Raw genomic sequence first — 14,131 nt, 5'->3', positions numbered from 1 at the left:
TCCGGCAATCTAAAAATCTTATTGCATTTTTAAGCATGATGATTTCGGTTTGGCAACAATTTATTGATGGTTTGCAGCATACCACCTGGCTCGAATTCATAGCGGTCATCGCAGGGATCGGCAGCGTTTGGTTCAGCAAAAAAGAAAACATCCTCGTGTACCCTGTAGGGCTGGTCAACACTGTCATCTATATTTACCTCAGCCTGAAAGGACACTTGTTCGGCGAAGCCAGCGTAAATCTCTACTACACCATCATGAGCATTTATGGCTGGGTGCTCTGGGCCCGCAAAGACCAGGCTCAGCACCATGTATTGCAGATCAGTTACTCCAGCCGCCGCGAATGGATTCAGCAAGTCCTGTTTTTCCTGGTATTTTATGCGGGTATCTTCCTGGCCCTTTCCTGGCTCCAGAAAGCTTTCGCCCCGGAAGCCATACCCTGGGCCGATGCACTTGCCAGCGCCAGCGCCTATACCGGCATGTGGCTGATGACCCGCAAGAAAATGGAAAACTGGTACTGGTGGATCATTACCAACCTGGCATCCATCCCGCTTTATTTTGTGAAAGGTTATGTCTTCACCAGCTTCCAGTTTGCGGTGCTGCTCGTACTGGCCATTGCGGGACTGATCTCCTGGCGGAAAAAAATCAAACGCTAAACACTAAAATATGCTTCTGGTGACATCTCTCCACCTGTTTCGGCTTACCTTGCAGTTGTAATGTTGAAAAAGATTGTCATCATCGGTCCCGAGTCTACAGGCAAGAGTACCTTATGCCAGCACCTGGCTGCGCATTATGATGCACGCTTTCAATCTGACTGGTGCCCCGAATACGCGCGGGAATACCTCCTCAGAAACGGAATGAATTACAGTTATGAGGACCTGCTGGAGATCGCAAAAGGACAATTGGCCCTGGAAGATGAAAAATGCAGGTTACTGACAGAAAAGGCCGGCGGTGAAGACGCCCTGTTCTTTATCGACACCGATATGATGGTGATGAAGGTCTGGTGCGAATTCGTTTTTGGTAAGTGCCATTCTTTTATCCTCGACCAACTGGCCAGCCGCCGGTACGATTATTATTTCCTTTGTAATACAGACATTCCCTGGGTAAAGGATGAGTTGCGCGAATATCCCGACCTCCATACCCGCCAGCAATTGTTCAACATGTACCACGATATGCTGGTTAACCAGGATACCCTCTGGACCGTGGTTAGCGGCAGTGAAGAATCGAGGCTTAAAAAAGCCATTGCAACCGTGGATGATTTCCTAAGCTGATCCCGATTATTTTTGTTTCATATTATTTCCCCATGTTCGCATCCATCAATCGTTCTGTTCGCAACAATACCCGAACCTGGTTTTATGCCGGCTGGCTGATCATAAACCTTATTCAGTCTGCCGGAACCGAATTGCTGGATGATGAGGCCTATTACTGGGTTTACTCGAGGTTTCCCGACTGGGGCTATTTTGACCATCCGCCCATGATCGCCATCCTCATCAAGGCCGGTTATGCGCTCTTCAGTAACGAACTGGGTGTACGGCTTTTCATGGCCCTGATGAATACCGCCACCCTCTGGCTGATCCAGAAAATGCTGCTGGTCAATAACGACAGGCTTTTTTATTCCATCGCCCTGTCCATGGGTGTTTTACAGATCGGCGGCATCCTTGCCGTACCCGATATTCCACTCACTTTTTTTACCGCGCTTTTCTTCTGGCAATACAAGCAATTCCTGCATAAAACCGACTGGATACAGGCATTGCTGCTGGGCACAGTTATGGCCCTGATGCTGTACAGCAAATATCATGGAGTGCTCATCATACTTTTCACGCTGCTGAGTAACCGAAAACTGGCATTGCAGTGGCAGGCCTGGCTGGCGGCTATTTTCGGCATGCTGCTCTTCAGTCCGCACCTGTGGTGGCAATACACCCATGATTTCCCTTCCGTGATGTACCACCTGAAAGAGCGCAATGCACCCGCCTACCGGTTTTCATTCACACTGGAATATATCGGGGGGCAGATCCTGCTGGCCGGTCCGCTGATCGGATGGCTCCTGCTATATGCCGCAGGGAAATTCCGGGCGAACGACTTTTTTGCCCGCGCGCTGAAACTCAGCATGATCGGGTTCTACGGGTTTTTCCTCCTTAGCACTTTGAAGGGAAGGGTGGAAGCCAACTGGACTGTTCCCGCACTGGTGCCGCTGATCATCCTGGCTCATGCCTGGCTGACAAATTCGGTTAAGGGTTCCCGTTGGGTCTACCGCCTGATGGCTCCTGCCCTGGTGGCAGTGTTCGTAGTGAGGCTTTATATGCTCAGCGATATTCCTTCCCTCTCAGCCCGTTTCAAAGATGAGATGCACAACAATAAAACCTGGGCAGCAGCCATAAAAGAAAAATCCGTTGGCCTGCCAGTGGTTTTCATGAGCAGCTACCAGCGCCCTTCCAAATACTGGTTCTATTCCGGGGATACGAGTTTCGCCATCAATAATACCGGCTACCGGAGGAATAACTACAACTTCTGGCCAATGGAAAAGGATTGGCAGGGAAGAACGGTTTTCCTGGTGGACTACCTGCTGGACTCGCTTCCGGGCAGCCAGGCCATTGAAACAGCTAAGGGAAAAACGGCCGGTGTGGTGATTGAAAAACTGGAAAGCCATTCCTTCGTACAACTGAAACTGGTGGGTGAAAAACTGCGGGTGCAGGATGGACAGCTCGTTCCCTTTGAATTGGAGATGCCGGTGGAATTCGGGAAACAGATTTTATCAGAACAGCGTGGAGATGAAATCAAAACAGAACTGGTACTCGATATTTTTGAAGGGAAGCAATACCTGCAGACACTGTCGCTTCAGGTGGAGCCATCCGGAAAGAACTGGAAAGCATTCAGCACTGCAAGGGTATTAGCCGGGTCCGGTAAATTCATTGGCAAACTGGGACTATCGCACATGGTACCGGGGCTCTACAGCCAGAATAGTCCCTCCCTTCCACTGGAAGTCATCTCCCCCACCAAATAAACCTTCGACACTCAAAGGCCCTGTTATTCCACAATAGCGGCAATTTCCTTATCCCCCGCCAGGTTGTTCATCTGGCGCTGGATAATAACCGACCTGCCGATCACATATTTGCTGGCCGGCTGTACCTTGAATTTTTTGGGATTGGGCAGGCAGGCTGCAATGCGTGCAGCTTCCGCACGTGTCAATGATTTGGCCGGCTTTTTAAAATACTTCTGGGAAGCGGCTTCGATACCGAATATACCCGGACCCATTTCAATTACGTTAAGGTACACTTCCAGGATCCTTTGCTTACCCCAGACCAGTTCGATCATGAAGGTAAAATAGGTTTCAAATCCCTTTCGGACCCAACCCCTGCTCTGCCAGAGGAAAACGTTTTTGGCCGTCTGCTGGCTGATGGTACTGGCGCCCCTCACCCGGTTAGGCTTGCGCGTATTGTATTCCATCGCTTTTTCAATACTTTTCCAGTCGAACCCGTTGTGATCGGCAAACAACTGGTCCTCCGAAGCAATGACCGCCAGCCTGGCGTTTTTGGACATCTCCTCCCAGGAAACATAATCACGCTTAAGTCCATACCCACTGAACCAGTTGGAAAGCTGTGTGATGGTGAGGGGCGGATTCACCCACTTTAAAATAATGATATAGACAAACTGCCCGATGAACAGGATGAGAAACAGTTTTTTCAGGAAACGCCACAGGCGCGGAAATAAGCCTTTTGTTTTCACGTAAGAGCCGTCTGGTTAAGAGTGCGCAATATATAAAAATTGAGGCAGGCTTATCGATCCGTCATTTTTATATACACGATCTTATAGTGTTTTCCTTTCCGGACTTTGTTCCGGTAGATGCGGTTCAGGACAAAGCCACCTGCTGCCACGCCGGCGGCAATTCCCATGGAGCGCAGGTTTTCCGGATCATCCAGTGGCTCCTCCCGGTAGATACCGTTGACTACATTTAAGAGAATATATCCGGCTCCGCCGATCATAAAAATGCTTCCGTTCTTCACAAAGCGCCAGCTTTCCTTCCTGTCCGGGAAAATGCTGAAGATCTCCTGGTAATGCAGGCCATGGATAAAATAACCAACCGTATCCACGCGGGTGGTTCCCAGGTTCGTCATGAAGGTCATAATCTGCCACTGCCGTACAAAAACCGAATCGTTGCGTACCGCCTCCACATAGCCATCGATCCGCTGGCCGTTCACATGCTGGAAGTCGATGCGGCTGCCCTTGAAATAAGAACTCACATGCCGGTTATTGGGCTTCTTCAGGGAGATAAAATCGCCCATCTGCTGGGCATTCAATTCCACCGCAAATCCTGCCAGCAATACTATCAGCGCTAATCTTTTCATAATCTAATGTTTTAATATTCCTCCTTCACCCGTCGGGTGAAGGTACACCTGGCAGGCATCCCCGCATGAAAGGTATAATTCAGACCTTTTCGGAAAGGAAGGCCACCCCCCAGAGAAGCGCGATCCCAAATCCGACCAGGATCATTCCGGAAATTTTATTTACTATGGACAGGTTGTGGAGCGTCAGCCGCCTGCGCAGTTTTCCGGCCATCAGCACTTTCAGGATATCAGCCAGGATATTCACCGCCATACAGGTGGTAAAAATTATTACACGGTGCTGCCAGCTATGGGTAACCGCAAAAGCAGTTGCATTAATCAGCCAGAACAGGAGTACGCTGGGATTCAGGGTATTGATTAGGAAACCGGAGGAAAAGATCTTGGCAATATCCCTTTTGCGAAAACGCTGTTCCACCCCTTTGGCATCAGAAGACAATTTCACCTTTTTCAGGAAAACATAAAAGACGCCCATTCCGATCAGGAAGAAACTCCCGATAAAACCAATGGCCCTTTTATATTCAAGCAGGGCTTTTACCCATTCGGAAAAAGCATTGCTCACCAGTATCAGTACCACATCACTTACCCATACCCCCGCCACGAAACTGAACCCTCCTTCCTTACCATTGTTCAGACTTTGTTTGATGATGGTAAAAATAACAGGGCCAACAGACAAGGCGAGAATACTTCCCAATGCCAATCCTTTCAATAATGCTTCTGTCATATGGCTTGATCCGAGGCTGTAAAAATAATTGATCCACCGTCAATACAAGCATTAATAGCCAACCAATTCATGAATGGCAATCAACTGTAATAGCAAAACAGAATTAGCGATACCTTTATATATGTCAATGCCTGATCTTTATGAATAAATTTGCCGGCCTCATCCTGGTCCTTTTCCTGCTTGCCTGTACTACAGGAAATAAAATCGTTCACAGTAAGGTTGACCAGGCTGCTTCCTGGACAACTTATAAAACCTTCCGCTTCCTGGACCTCGATGCCAGCGGCGATACCCTGTCAGCAGATTTTTACAACCGCATCGGGATGCTGAAAGATGCCATAACAGAGGAACTCAATAAAGCGGGACTGGTAAATACCGACCAGAACCCAGACCTGCTGGTGAATATCGGTATCGTGGTTAAAAAAGAGACCCAGACCCGAACAGCTGATTTCCGCTTTGATGGACCCCGTTATATGGGACAAAGAAATTATACCTGGAAGGCTGAAGAGATACCGGTTGGTATCTACCGTTTAGGGACAGCCGAAATTCACCTGGTAGACGCCAGAACAAGCTCCCTTGTATGGGATGGCGCCATCCAGGGCATTTTGCCGGAGAAACCATCGAAGGCCCGGCAGGCCATCCATGAAGGCATGACCGAATTATTCACCAAAGTACCGCTGCCTAAACAATGATTCGTCAGACAATCAACAAGACCATTGCCAAACCCACCCGTCGGGCCATGCGCACCCTGGGGTTGAATACGCTTTTTGGAACCAGGAGGACCAAAGAGCTGCTGCATGTGAACCCAACCATTATTCCGCATCGGGAAGAAGCCCGGGAGGTGAAAGCCTATGTCTATGACTACGATGCCGCAAGCCTTGAAGAGCATGAATTTAATGAAGTGGAACCCTGCTTCCGTTTCAGGCACAGCAACCGCATCAGCTGGATCAATGTGGATGGTTTGCGCAAAACCGATGTGGAAACGGTTTGTGATAATTATGGCATCCACGGCCTGTTGGTGGAAGACATCCTGAGTATCCACCAGCGCCCCAAAATGGATGAGGTGGAAGGTGTGCTGTTCTGCCTGCTGAACATGTTGTATTTCAATGAAACGAATGGAACAGTTGAACAGGAACAGATCAGCATCGTGTTAGGGAAGGATTTTGTGATAAGTTTCCAGGAAGATGCCTCGCGGGATGTATTCAATCCTTTGCGCGAAAGACTAAGGATCACCAGCTCCAAGATCCGCCAGCGTTCTGCAGATTATCTCTGTTATGCCATGCTTGACCTCATTGTCGACAACTATTTCCTGGTGATGGAAAAACTGGGTGAAAGGATCGAAGAACTGGAAGAACAGGTGATCCGAAATACCAATAACCGCGCCCTGGCGCGCATCAGCGCTTTGAGGAAGGAGCTGATCGTATTGAAAAGAAATATTGCACCGGTTCGCGACCTGCTCAATGGCATTATCCGCAGCGAAAGCGAACTGCTCGACGATCGGACAACCAAATACTTTAAGGATGTGTACGACCATGTCATGCAGGCCTTTGACCTCAGTGAAAACTATCGCGATGTAATGGTAAACATGCAGGACCTATATATCAACAATGTAAACCTCCGCATGAATGAGGTCATGAAAGTAATGGCCATCGTGACCTGCCTGCTGGCCCCGGCTACCGTTATCGGGGGCATCTTCGGAATGAACTTCGAAAAGATACCCTACCTGCACAACGATTATGGTTTTTTCATCGCCGTTGCAGTGATGCTGGTCATACCCGTTTATATGTTGTGGATATTCAGGAAACGGGGCTGGTTCTGATATCAGGCGCCTTTTGCCGGCTCTTAATCAATGTCAAACCGGTAGAACCTATCCGCTTCTTGCACCCAGCCATTCCTCTCATACAGGGCCTGGGCACCGCTGTTATCTTCTGTGGTTTGTAACAACAGCCATTTGGCACCCGTATCGGTTGCCATTTTTTTTGCAGCCTCCAGCAGCAGGGTGCCCGCACCTTTTCCTCGCTGGTCAGCAGCCACAAAAAGGTCGTTCAGCAACCAGGTGCGTCGGATGGACACCGATGAAAAAATCGGGTACAACTGGGTAAATCCAATCAGCTCGCCCTCTGACACCGCAACAAATATCACGGACTCCTCTCTTTCCATTCTTTCCTGCAAAAAATCCTTTGCACCCTGCAGATCATGCTGCTGGTGATAATGCTGCCTGTACTGGTCAAACAGGTAGGACAGCGCGGGAAGGTCCTCTTGGGTGGCTTGCCTTATGGTGATCATGGTAATCGTTTTAGTGTGCAGGATCGGGGCATCAAACTCCTTCCAAAAAAGCCATCCAATCCTGCAGCATCCTGCCTTTCAGCACACGCGGAAACTTATGCTGGCCGCCGACTTTTCCCTTCGATGCCAGGAAGGCCATAAATTTATCTTCAGGTAACACATCCAGTAAAACCTCCTTCAATGCACTTTTTCTTTCTACCGCATAATCATCGTTCAACTCCTTGAGGTGCTGGTCTATTTTCTGCCGCAACAATTCCGTATCCACATGATCGTCTGAAGCTACATACCAGTGATGCGCAAAGAATGTTCCGTGGGGAATGCCGGCAACAGTATATTCCGGGATAGAAACATTCAATTCTTCCGAAGCCAGCTGCAGGGCACGGTTCATATTGTCCACACTCAGGTGTTCACCCACCAGGCTGAGGAAATGCTTGGTACGACCCGTGATCACCACCTCACATCTTTCCACATCTACAAAACGGATGGTATCGCCGATCAGGTAACGCCAGGCGCCGGCAGAAGTACTCAGTAAAATCGCATAATCACGCCCCTCCTCCACTTCATGGATCATGTAAGCAGTTGCATTGGGGACCATATTGCCTTCCGAATCGAAATTCTCATCATCAAATGGCACGAACTCAAAAAAGATATGGTCGTTGATCGACAGTTTCATCCCCCTGGCAAACTGCCTGTCCTGGTAGGCAATAAACCCTTCAGATGCCAGGTAGGTTTCAATATAGGTCAGCGGCTTTGCCAGTAATTTTTCAAATCCCTTTTTATACGGCTCAAAGGATACACCTCCATGCACAAAAAACGAAAGGTTGGGCCAGATATCATGAATGGTATTCAGCTTATACCTTTCTATGATTTTCTCCATGCACATCTGGATCCAGGCCGGCACACCCACCACAAAACTGATGTCCCAGTCGGGGGCTTTCTCCACGATCTCCTCCAGCTTGTCATTCCAGTCGCTCATCTTGGCGATCTTCTTTCCTGGTTTGTAAAAGGGCGTGAACCAGAAAGGAACTTTTTTAGCGGTGATACCACTGAGGTCACCGGCATAGTAACCCTGACCCTGTTGCAACTGGGTGCTTCCTCCCAGCATCAGCCATCCCTTCCCAAGGTTGCCAAAGGGGATGTCATCATAATGCCGCAGGGAAAACAATTGTTTGATCATCACCGTACGGTTGCCGGCCAACAGGTCCTCCGTTACCGGAATATATTTACTGGCCGACTCAGAAGTTCCGGACGACAACGCATAATATTTGATCTTCCCGGGCCAGCACACATCACGCTTGCCCTCCAGCGTCTTATGCCACCATTCTTTATAGATGGAACTGTAGTCATGGGTGGGAACCAGTTGCTGGAACCGCTTACCCGGATGCTTACTGAGCAGTATCTCGTCAAAGCGGTAACGCTGACCAAATTCCGTGAACCGGGCCTTCTTCAACAATTTCTTCAACACTTTCAACTGTTGACGACGGGGCGAACTCGCGGGCAGCCGCAAGGCCCTGGCAATCGCTTTGGGCAATGTAATTTCAATCAGCGCCATTAATCTGCTTCAAACTTTAGGGTGAATTGCAAAAATACTCATTCGCCTCTCATATTTACAATAAAGCCTTGACAGTCGGTTGGTTTTATAAAAGGATCACTTCTCCCCTGCCGCCGGGGTCATCACTCCCGATCACACTGGCTGTTCCGGCTAAATGGAACCGAACCGGTACAGCCGGGTGATGCTGCCGCAGGCTTTCAAGGACCAGGTTAAGGCCAAAACCTTCACCAATTGCGAAAATGGTAGGCTCACCCTTAGTAAGGTCAGGTGCAGTTTCAATATCATGACTCCTGGCTGAAGGGATCATTGCACCTTCTGTCACCTGCATGGTGCCGGAAATAACCGCCAACTCAGCCAATACCGCTTCCGGTCCCGTTTTCCGCCAGTTCGTTGCAGTGTTGCCTTCCGGTTCTTTCTTCCGTAACAGTTTACCAAACCCGGACAGGCTACCCCTCAAAAATATCCCCAGTTCCATGGCCAGTTTCAGTAAAACCGGCTGTCTCCCATAATGTTTACGCACAAATATCAGCATGGCCTCATAAAAATGGCGGGTGTACCGGATATCCTTGCGGGTGCTTTCTCCCTTAAAATGGATGATGCCCGGCGAGGGCAGGTAATAGTTCTTATAACCGGCTTGGGTGATCCGGTAACTGAGATCGATGTCTTCTCCATACATGAAAAACGCTTCCTCAAATCCACCCAGTTTCTCATAAACCGACCGGGGCAGCATCATAAATGCGCCGGCCAGTACTTCCACTTCCTGCACTTCTTCGGGCGACAAATGCCCGAGATAATACCGCGCAATACGAGTGTGGCGGGGAAACAACCTTATCAGTCCGCTCAGTTTGAAAAAGGCAGTCCACGCATCGGGTAATCCCCGTTTGGATTCCGGCAGGTAATGGCCACGACCGTCAAACATCCGCATACCTAGGGCGCCCGCATCGGGGTGGCTGGCAAAAAAGTTCAGGCATACTTTCAGCACATTCTCCGGCAGGAGGGTATCAGGATTCAGCAAAAGCAGGTAATCGCCCTTCGCTATTTGCAGCGCCTGGTTGTTTGCCCTTCCGAATCCTGCATTGTTCTCATTCCAGATAAAACGGACTTCCGGAAAACGGTCGGGTAAAAATTTCCGGCTCTCATCCTGCGAAGCATTGTCGACCACGATGATCTCGGTGCTGATGCCATCTGCTGCCCGCAGAACCGTGCACAGGCATTGTTCCAGGAAATAACAGACATTATAATTCACGATGATCACGGACAACTGCATGCCGCGAATTTAAATGTTATATCACCTTGTCTGCTTAGCTTTGTTTCATGCTAGAAGAAATACTCATCAAAGCCACCAGGGCCGGTGCGGTGGAACTGGAAAGGTTTTTCAACCAGAAAGACCTGGCCATCTCCAACAAGGAAGGCGTGAACAACCTGGTTACCGAAGCCGACCACGCGGCAGAAAAAGCCATCATTGATACCATCCGTGGCGCTTTTCCGGATCACTATATTCTTAGTGAAGAAAGCGGCGAACTGGTGATGGATTCCACTTATAAATGGATCGTGGATCCCATCGACGGAACAGTCAATTTCGCCAACGGCATTCCCATTTGCTGCGTGAGCATCGGGCTGGAGATTGAGGGTGAGATGACCCTGGGTGCAGTGTACAACCCGCTGATCAATGAGTTTTTCCTGGCAGAACGCGGCAAGGGCGCCACGCTGAATGGCCATCCCATCCATGTAAGTGATAAAACCGAAGTGATCTCCAGTTGCCTGGTGACCGGCTTCCCCTATACTTATCTTGACATGCCGAATGGCCCGCTGGAATGTTTCGAGCGTTTTATTCGCAAGGGAGTTCCTGTCCGTCGGCTGGGATCAGCAGCCATCGACCTCTGCTGGGTCGCAGCCGGTCGTTTCGACGGATTTTACGAGCACAAACTCAACGCATGGGACAGTGCCGCAGGTTACCTGATGGTGGAAGAAGCGGGTGGAAAAGTGACCGATTTCAAAGGTGACCATTATTCTCCCTACCAGCCTCACCTGCTGGCGACCAATGGAAAGATCCACGACGAAATGCTGCTCTGGATTAATGGCCAGAAGCCCTGACGCAGCCCCCTGACCTGGTACAAACAAATTATCTGTATGGAAACAAGAACCGAGATTTCGACCCTGGGTGAATTCGGCCTGATCGATCACCTGACAAAAAATATAGAATTCCAGAATGCCTCATCCATCCTGGGTGTGGGCGATGATGCTGCCGTGATCGACCATTACGGCAAACAGACAGTTATCACCACCGACATGCTGGTAGAGGGAGTGCACTTCGACCTGATGTATACGCCCCTGAAACACCTGGGTTATAAATCCGTGGTAGTGAACCTCAGCGATATCTATGCGATGAACGCCCACCCGACACAGATTACCCTGAGCATCGCCGTTAGTAACAAGTTCAGCGTGGAAGCGCTGGATGAATTTTATGAAGGTGTGTATGCTGCCTGTGAAAAATATGGTGTGGACCTGATCGGGGGAGATACCTGTTCATCACGCATGGGCTTCGTGATCAGCGTTACCGCTTTGGGTGAAGTGGTGCCGGACCAGTTTGTGCAAAGATCCACCGCGCAGCAAGGCGACCTGATCTGTGTAAGCGGGGACCTCGGCGCCTCTTTCCTGGGCCTGACCCTGCTGGAACGCGAACGCCAGATCTTCCTGGAAAACCCTTCCATCCAGCCCGACCTGGAAAACGAGCAATATATTGTTGGCCGCCTCCTGAAACCGGAAGCGCGCCGTGATATCACTGCATTCCTGGCAGACAAAGAGATCATACCCACAGCCATGATGGATATAAGTGACGGACTCAGCTCCGACATACTGCACATCTGCAAGCAGAGCAAGCTTGGTTGCCTGCTGTATGAAGAGAAGATCCCTATCCACGAAGATACCAGGCAGGCCGCTTTTAAATTTGGGCTCGATCCCACCGCCTGCGCACTGAGTGGCGGTGAAGATTATGAACTGCTTTTCACCATACCCCAGTCAGAATATGACAAGCTTGTGCTGAATGAACAGATCAGCGTAATAGGCTACATGACCGGGCTGGAAGAAGGCACGCATATTTTAACAAAGGGAGGCAATAAATTTAAGCTCACGGCACAGGGATGGAATGCATTTAAAGAACAGTAGCGCTTATCTTTACCCGATGCTTTTGAGAAGGAGTAACACAAACCTCTTATCCTGTTTACTGCTGCTATTGCTATTCGGCAGTAGCTGCGGAATCAGTCGCAGTTCCTATGATGGTAATCGCAAATTCCCGGCGGAGAAACTGCAGCGCGATTATAAACTGTTCCGCAGCATACTCGAAGAATCACATCCGAGTGTAAGCTGGTTCACTCCGGCTGACAGCATGAATTATTATTTCGACTGGGGATACCGGCAACTGCAGGATTCCATGACCGAACCACAATTCAGGTCCGTCCTCACCTATGTGATCGCAAAAATCAAATGCGGTCACACCAGCACCCGCTATTCACGCAAACACCTGCGCTGGCTCGATACCGCCAGGCTGCCGCTTTTCCCCATTTCGGTAAAAGTGCTGGACAATGACACGGTGGTACTAAACAATACCCTTAAACGAAGTAATGTGGTTTTACCACGTGGTACGATTCTCACCCACCTGGATGGGCGTCCGATCGGCGCCGTTATTGACAAGCTCAAACAATATATTCCAGCTGATGGCCACAATGAAAATTACCTGCGGCAAACCATCAGCAACCGCGGTGCTTTTGGCGGCTGGTTAAGACTGGTGGAGGGATGGCAGCCAAATTACAGCCTGGGGTATCTCGACAGTACCGGTAACCCGCAACTGCTGAATTTTAAATTGGTGGAGCCCCTTCCGAAGGACAGTACCAGGAGACCGGTTCTGCCATTGATCCGCGAAAAGATCAACCGGCGCGAACAGCGGGAGGAAAGACTTTATTATGCCCGGTCCATGCAGATTGATACCGGATTGTCTGCCGCCTACATGACGGTCAATACCTTTAACAATAGCAACCAGCTGCGACCCTTTTTCAGGAACAGTTTCCGCGAACTCAGGAAAAGAAGGATCAGTCACCTGGTGGTGGATATCCGCGGCAATGGCGGCGGTAATGTTACCCATTCCACCTTCCTGACCCGGTTATTAATTGACCATCCCTTCAAAATTGCAGATTCACTGTATGCCGTCAGCCGCAAAAGTCGTTATGGTCAGCAGGTACAGTACAACAGCATTACAGGGCTGTTCATGCCTTTTATCACCCGTAAAAGGAAGGATGGCAAATACCATTTCGGTTTTTTTGAAAGGCACTTTTTCAAACCAAGGAAAAGGAATCATTATGATGGAAAGGTGTATGTGCTGATCGGACCGAATTCATTTTCTGCCTCGTCCATTTTTGCGCAGGTACTGAAGGGACAAAAAAACATTACCCTCATCGGTGAGGAAACCGGTGGCGGGGCTTACGGAAATACAGCCTGGTTCATACCGGAAGCAACCTTACCGGAAACCGGCATTCGCTTCCGCCTGCCAAAATTCAGACTGGTGATGCACAAGGAAATGGTCCGGGAAGGGCGGGGGGTAATTCCTGATATTGAAGTAAGACCCACCCGCTCTTCGATTATAGAAAACCGTGACCTTAAAGTGGAAACGGTGCGACAGCTGATCCTTTCAGGTGACCGAAAACAATAATGACAGGCTGACGACTCTGTTACAGATCCGCCTGCAAAGACATATTTATTTAGCCAGAAATGCAGAATACATCCAGACCATTTTTTCCTGCGCCCTGATATAATCACTCATCAGCGCATTGGTGCCTTCATCTTCTGCGTCGGCAGACAGGCTCAGCAATTCGCGCTGCATGCCAAGGATCACCTGGAAGGACTTGAGAATATTTTCCACGGCCTTGATACCGTCTGAAACTTCCTTGCTTTCCCTGATCGTGGACAACTCGCTATAATCAGAATAATTATAGTTAGGAGTTGCTCCCAGTGTGAGTATGCGCTCTGCCACTTCATCAATTTTAAGCAGGAGGTCGTTGTAAAGCTCCTCAAATTTCAGGTGAAGTTCGAAGAATTTTTCACCCCGGATATTCCAGTGAAAACCACGGGTGTTCTGGTAAAAGATTGAATAATTGGCAAGGAGTTCATTGAGTTTGTCCGCCAGTTTATCCGCTTTGGCCGCATCCAGGCCAATGGCATTTAATTTTCCCATCTGAGATGATTTTT

The 14,131-nt window shown here is 49.4% G+C and carries 15 protein-coding genes; 8 read left to right on the top strand and 7 right to left on the bottom strand.

The window, feature by feature from the left end; translation table 11 throughout:
* The first annotated feature begins 35 nt into the window (after positions 1 to 35).
* The 3 genes from pnuC to BC349_RS17970 are packed head-to-tail and all read left to right on the top strand — an operon-like array spanning position 36 to position 2,998.
* Complete coding sequence (gene pnuC / locus BC349_RS17980) at positions 36 to 653, top strand: nicotinamide riboside transporter PnuC (RefSeq protein ID WP_187258168.1); 618 nt, start codon at positions 36 to 38, stop codon at positions 651 to 653.
* A 60-nt stretch (positions 654 to 713) separates the two neighbouring features.
* Positions 714 to 1,268 (top strand): AAA family ATPase, encoded by a 555-nt coding sequence (locus tag BC349_RS17975; RefSeq protein WP_187258167.1) that lies wholly within the window; start codon positions 714 to 716, stop codon positions 1,266 to 1,268.
* A gap of 32 nt (positions 1,269 to 1,300) precedes the next feature.
* On the top strand, positions 1,301 to 2,998 hold the full coding sequence (locus BC349_RS17970; RefSeq protein ID WP_187258166.1) for an ArnT family glycosyltransferase: 1,698 nt from the start codon (positions 1,301 to 1,303) through the stop codon (positions 2,996 to 2,998).
* Positions 2,999 to 3,021: 23 nt separating this feature from the next.
* Here BC349_RS17970 and mtgA read toward each other — a convergent pair whose 3' ends face one another.
* From mtgA to BC349_RS17955, 3 genes are all read right to left on the bottom strand, one after another.
* Positions 3,022 to 3,720, bottom strand: a complete 699-nt coding sequence (gene mtgA, locus BC349_RS17965) for a monofunctional biosynthetic peptidoglycan transglycosylase (RefSeq protein ID WP_343063787.1) — start codon at positions 3,718 to 3,720, stop codon at positions 3,022 to 3,024.
* A 50-nt stretch (positions 3,721 to 3,770) separates the two neighbouring features.
* A complete protein-coding gene (locus BC349_RS17960; RefSeq protein ID WP_187258165.1) occupies positions 3,771 to 4,340 on the bottom strand; it encodes a hypothetical protein in 570 nt (189 codons plus the stop codon).
* 79 nt (positions 4,341 to 4,419) lie between these two features.
* Positions 4,420 to 5,058: a LysE family translocator gene (locus tag BC349_RS17955; RefSeq protein WP_187258164.1), complete on the bottom strand. Its 639-nt coding sequence runs from the start codon at positions 5,056 to 5,058 to the stop codon at positions 4,420 to 4,422.
* Between the two features lie 140 nt (positions 5,059 to 5,198).
* Here BC349_RS17955 and BC349_RS17950 point away from each other — a divergent pair, with 140 nt between their 5' ends.
* Both BC349_RS17950 and corA read left to right on the top strand, forming a co-directional pair.
* Positions 5,199 to 5,747, top strand: a complete 549-nt coding sequence (locus tag BC349_RS17950) for a DUF4136 domain-containing protein (protein WP_187258163.1) — start codon at positions 5,199 to 5,201, stop codon at positions 5,745 to 5,747.
* The gene (gene corA / locus BC349_RS17945; RefSeq protein ID WP_187258162.1) at positions 5,744 to 6,874 is read left to right on the top strand and encodes a magnesium/cobalt transporter CorA; all 1,131 of its coding nucleotides are present in this window, start codon (positions 5,744 to 5,746) and stop codon (positions 6,872 to 6,874) included. The genes BC349_RS17950 and corA overlap by 4 nt, the downstream gene beginning before the upstream one ends.
* Positions 6,875 to 6,897: 23 nt before the next feature.
* Here corA and BC349_RS17940 read toward each other — a convergent pair whose 3' ends face one another.
* The 3 genes from BC349_RS17940 to BC349_RS17930 form a co-directional block, all read right to left on the bottom strand.
* Positions 6,898 to 7,341 carry a GNAT family N-acetyltransferase gene (locus BC349_RS17940; RefSeq protein ID WP_222840223.1) on the bottom strand — a complete coding sequence of 148 codons (444 nt, stop codon included), beginning with the start codon at positions 7,339 to 7,341 and terminating at the stop codon, positions 6,898 to 6,900.
* A gap of 31 nt (positions 7,342 to 7,372) precedes the next feature.
* Entirely contained in the window at positions 7,373 to 8,893 is a 1,521-nt protein-coding gene (locus tag BC349_RS17935) for a GH3 family acyl-acid amido synthetase (RefSeq protein WP_187258161.1), read from the bottom strand.
* A gap of 85 nt (positions 8,894 to 8,978) precedes the next feature.
* Entirely contained in the window at positions 8,979 to 10,160 is a 1,182-nt protein-coding gene (locus tag BC349_RS17930) for a glycosyltransferase family 2 protein (protein WP_187258160.1), read from the bottom strand.
* A gap of 47 nt (positions 10,161 to 10,207) precedes the next feature.
* Between BC349_RS17930 and BC349_RS17925 the strand changes: the two genes are divergently transcribed.
* Genes BC349_RS17925 through BC349_RS17915 form a run of 3 tightly spaced genes read left to right on the top strand, consistent with a single transcriptional unit; the run spans position 10,208 to position 13,595 of the window.
* On the top strand, positions 10,208 to 10,987 hold the full coding sequence (locus BC349_RS17925; protein WP_187258159.1) for an inositol monophosphatase family protein: 780 nt from the start codon (positions 10,208 to 10,210) through the stop codon (positions 10,985 to 10,987).
* A gap of 36 nt (positions 10,988 to 11,023) precedes the next feature.
* A complete protein-coding gene (gene thiL, locus BC349_RS17920) occupies positions 11,024 to 12,058 on the top strand; it encodes a thiamine-phosphate kinase (RefSeq protein ID WP_187258158.1) in 1,035 nt (344 codons plus the stop codon).
* A gap of 22 nt (positions 12,059 to 12,080) precedes the next feature.
* A complete protein-coding gene (locus BC349_RS17915; protein WP_187258157.1) occupies positions 12,081 to 13,595 on the top strand; it encodes a S41 family peptidase in 1,515 nt (504 codons plus the stop codon).
* A 45-nt stretch (positions 13,596 to 13,640) separates the two neighbouring features.
* Here BC349_RS17915 and BC349_RS17910 read toward each other — a convergent pair whose 3' ends face one another.
* Complete coding sequence (locus tag BC349_RS17910) at positions 13,641 to 14,117, bottom strand: Dps family protein (protein WP_187258156.1); 477 nt, start codon at positions 14,115 to 14,117, stop codon at positions 13,641 to 13,643.
* Positions 14,118 to 14,131 lie beyond the last annotated feature (14 nt).

Origin of the sequence: Flavihumibacter stibioxidans, from assembly GCF_014332695.1 — a bacterium.
GTDB lineage: Bacteria > Bacteroidota > Bacteroidia > Chitinophagales > Chitinophagaceae > Flavihumibacter > Flavihumibacter stibioxidans.
The sequence above is the reverse complement of the archived record's forward strand: the minus strand, read 5'-3'. Positions and strand labels throughout refer to the sequence as shown.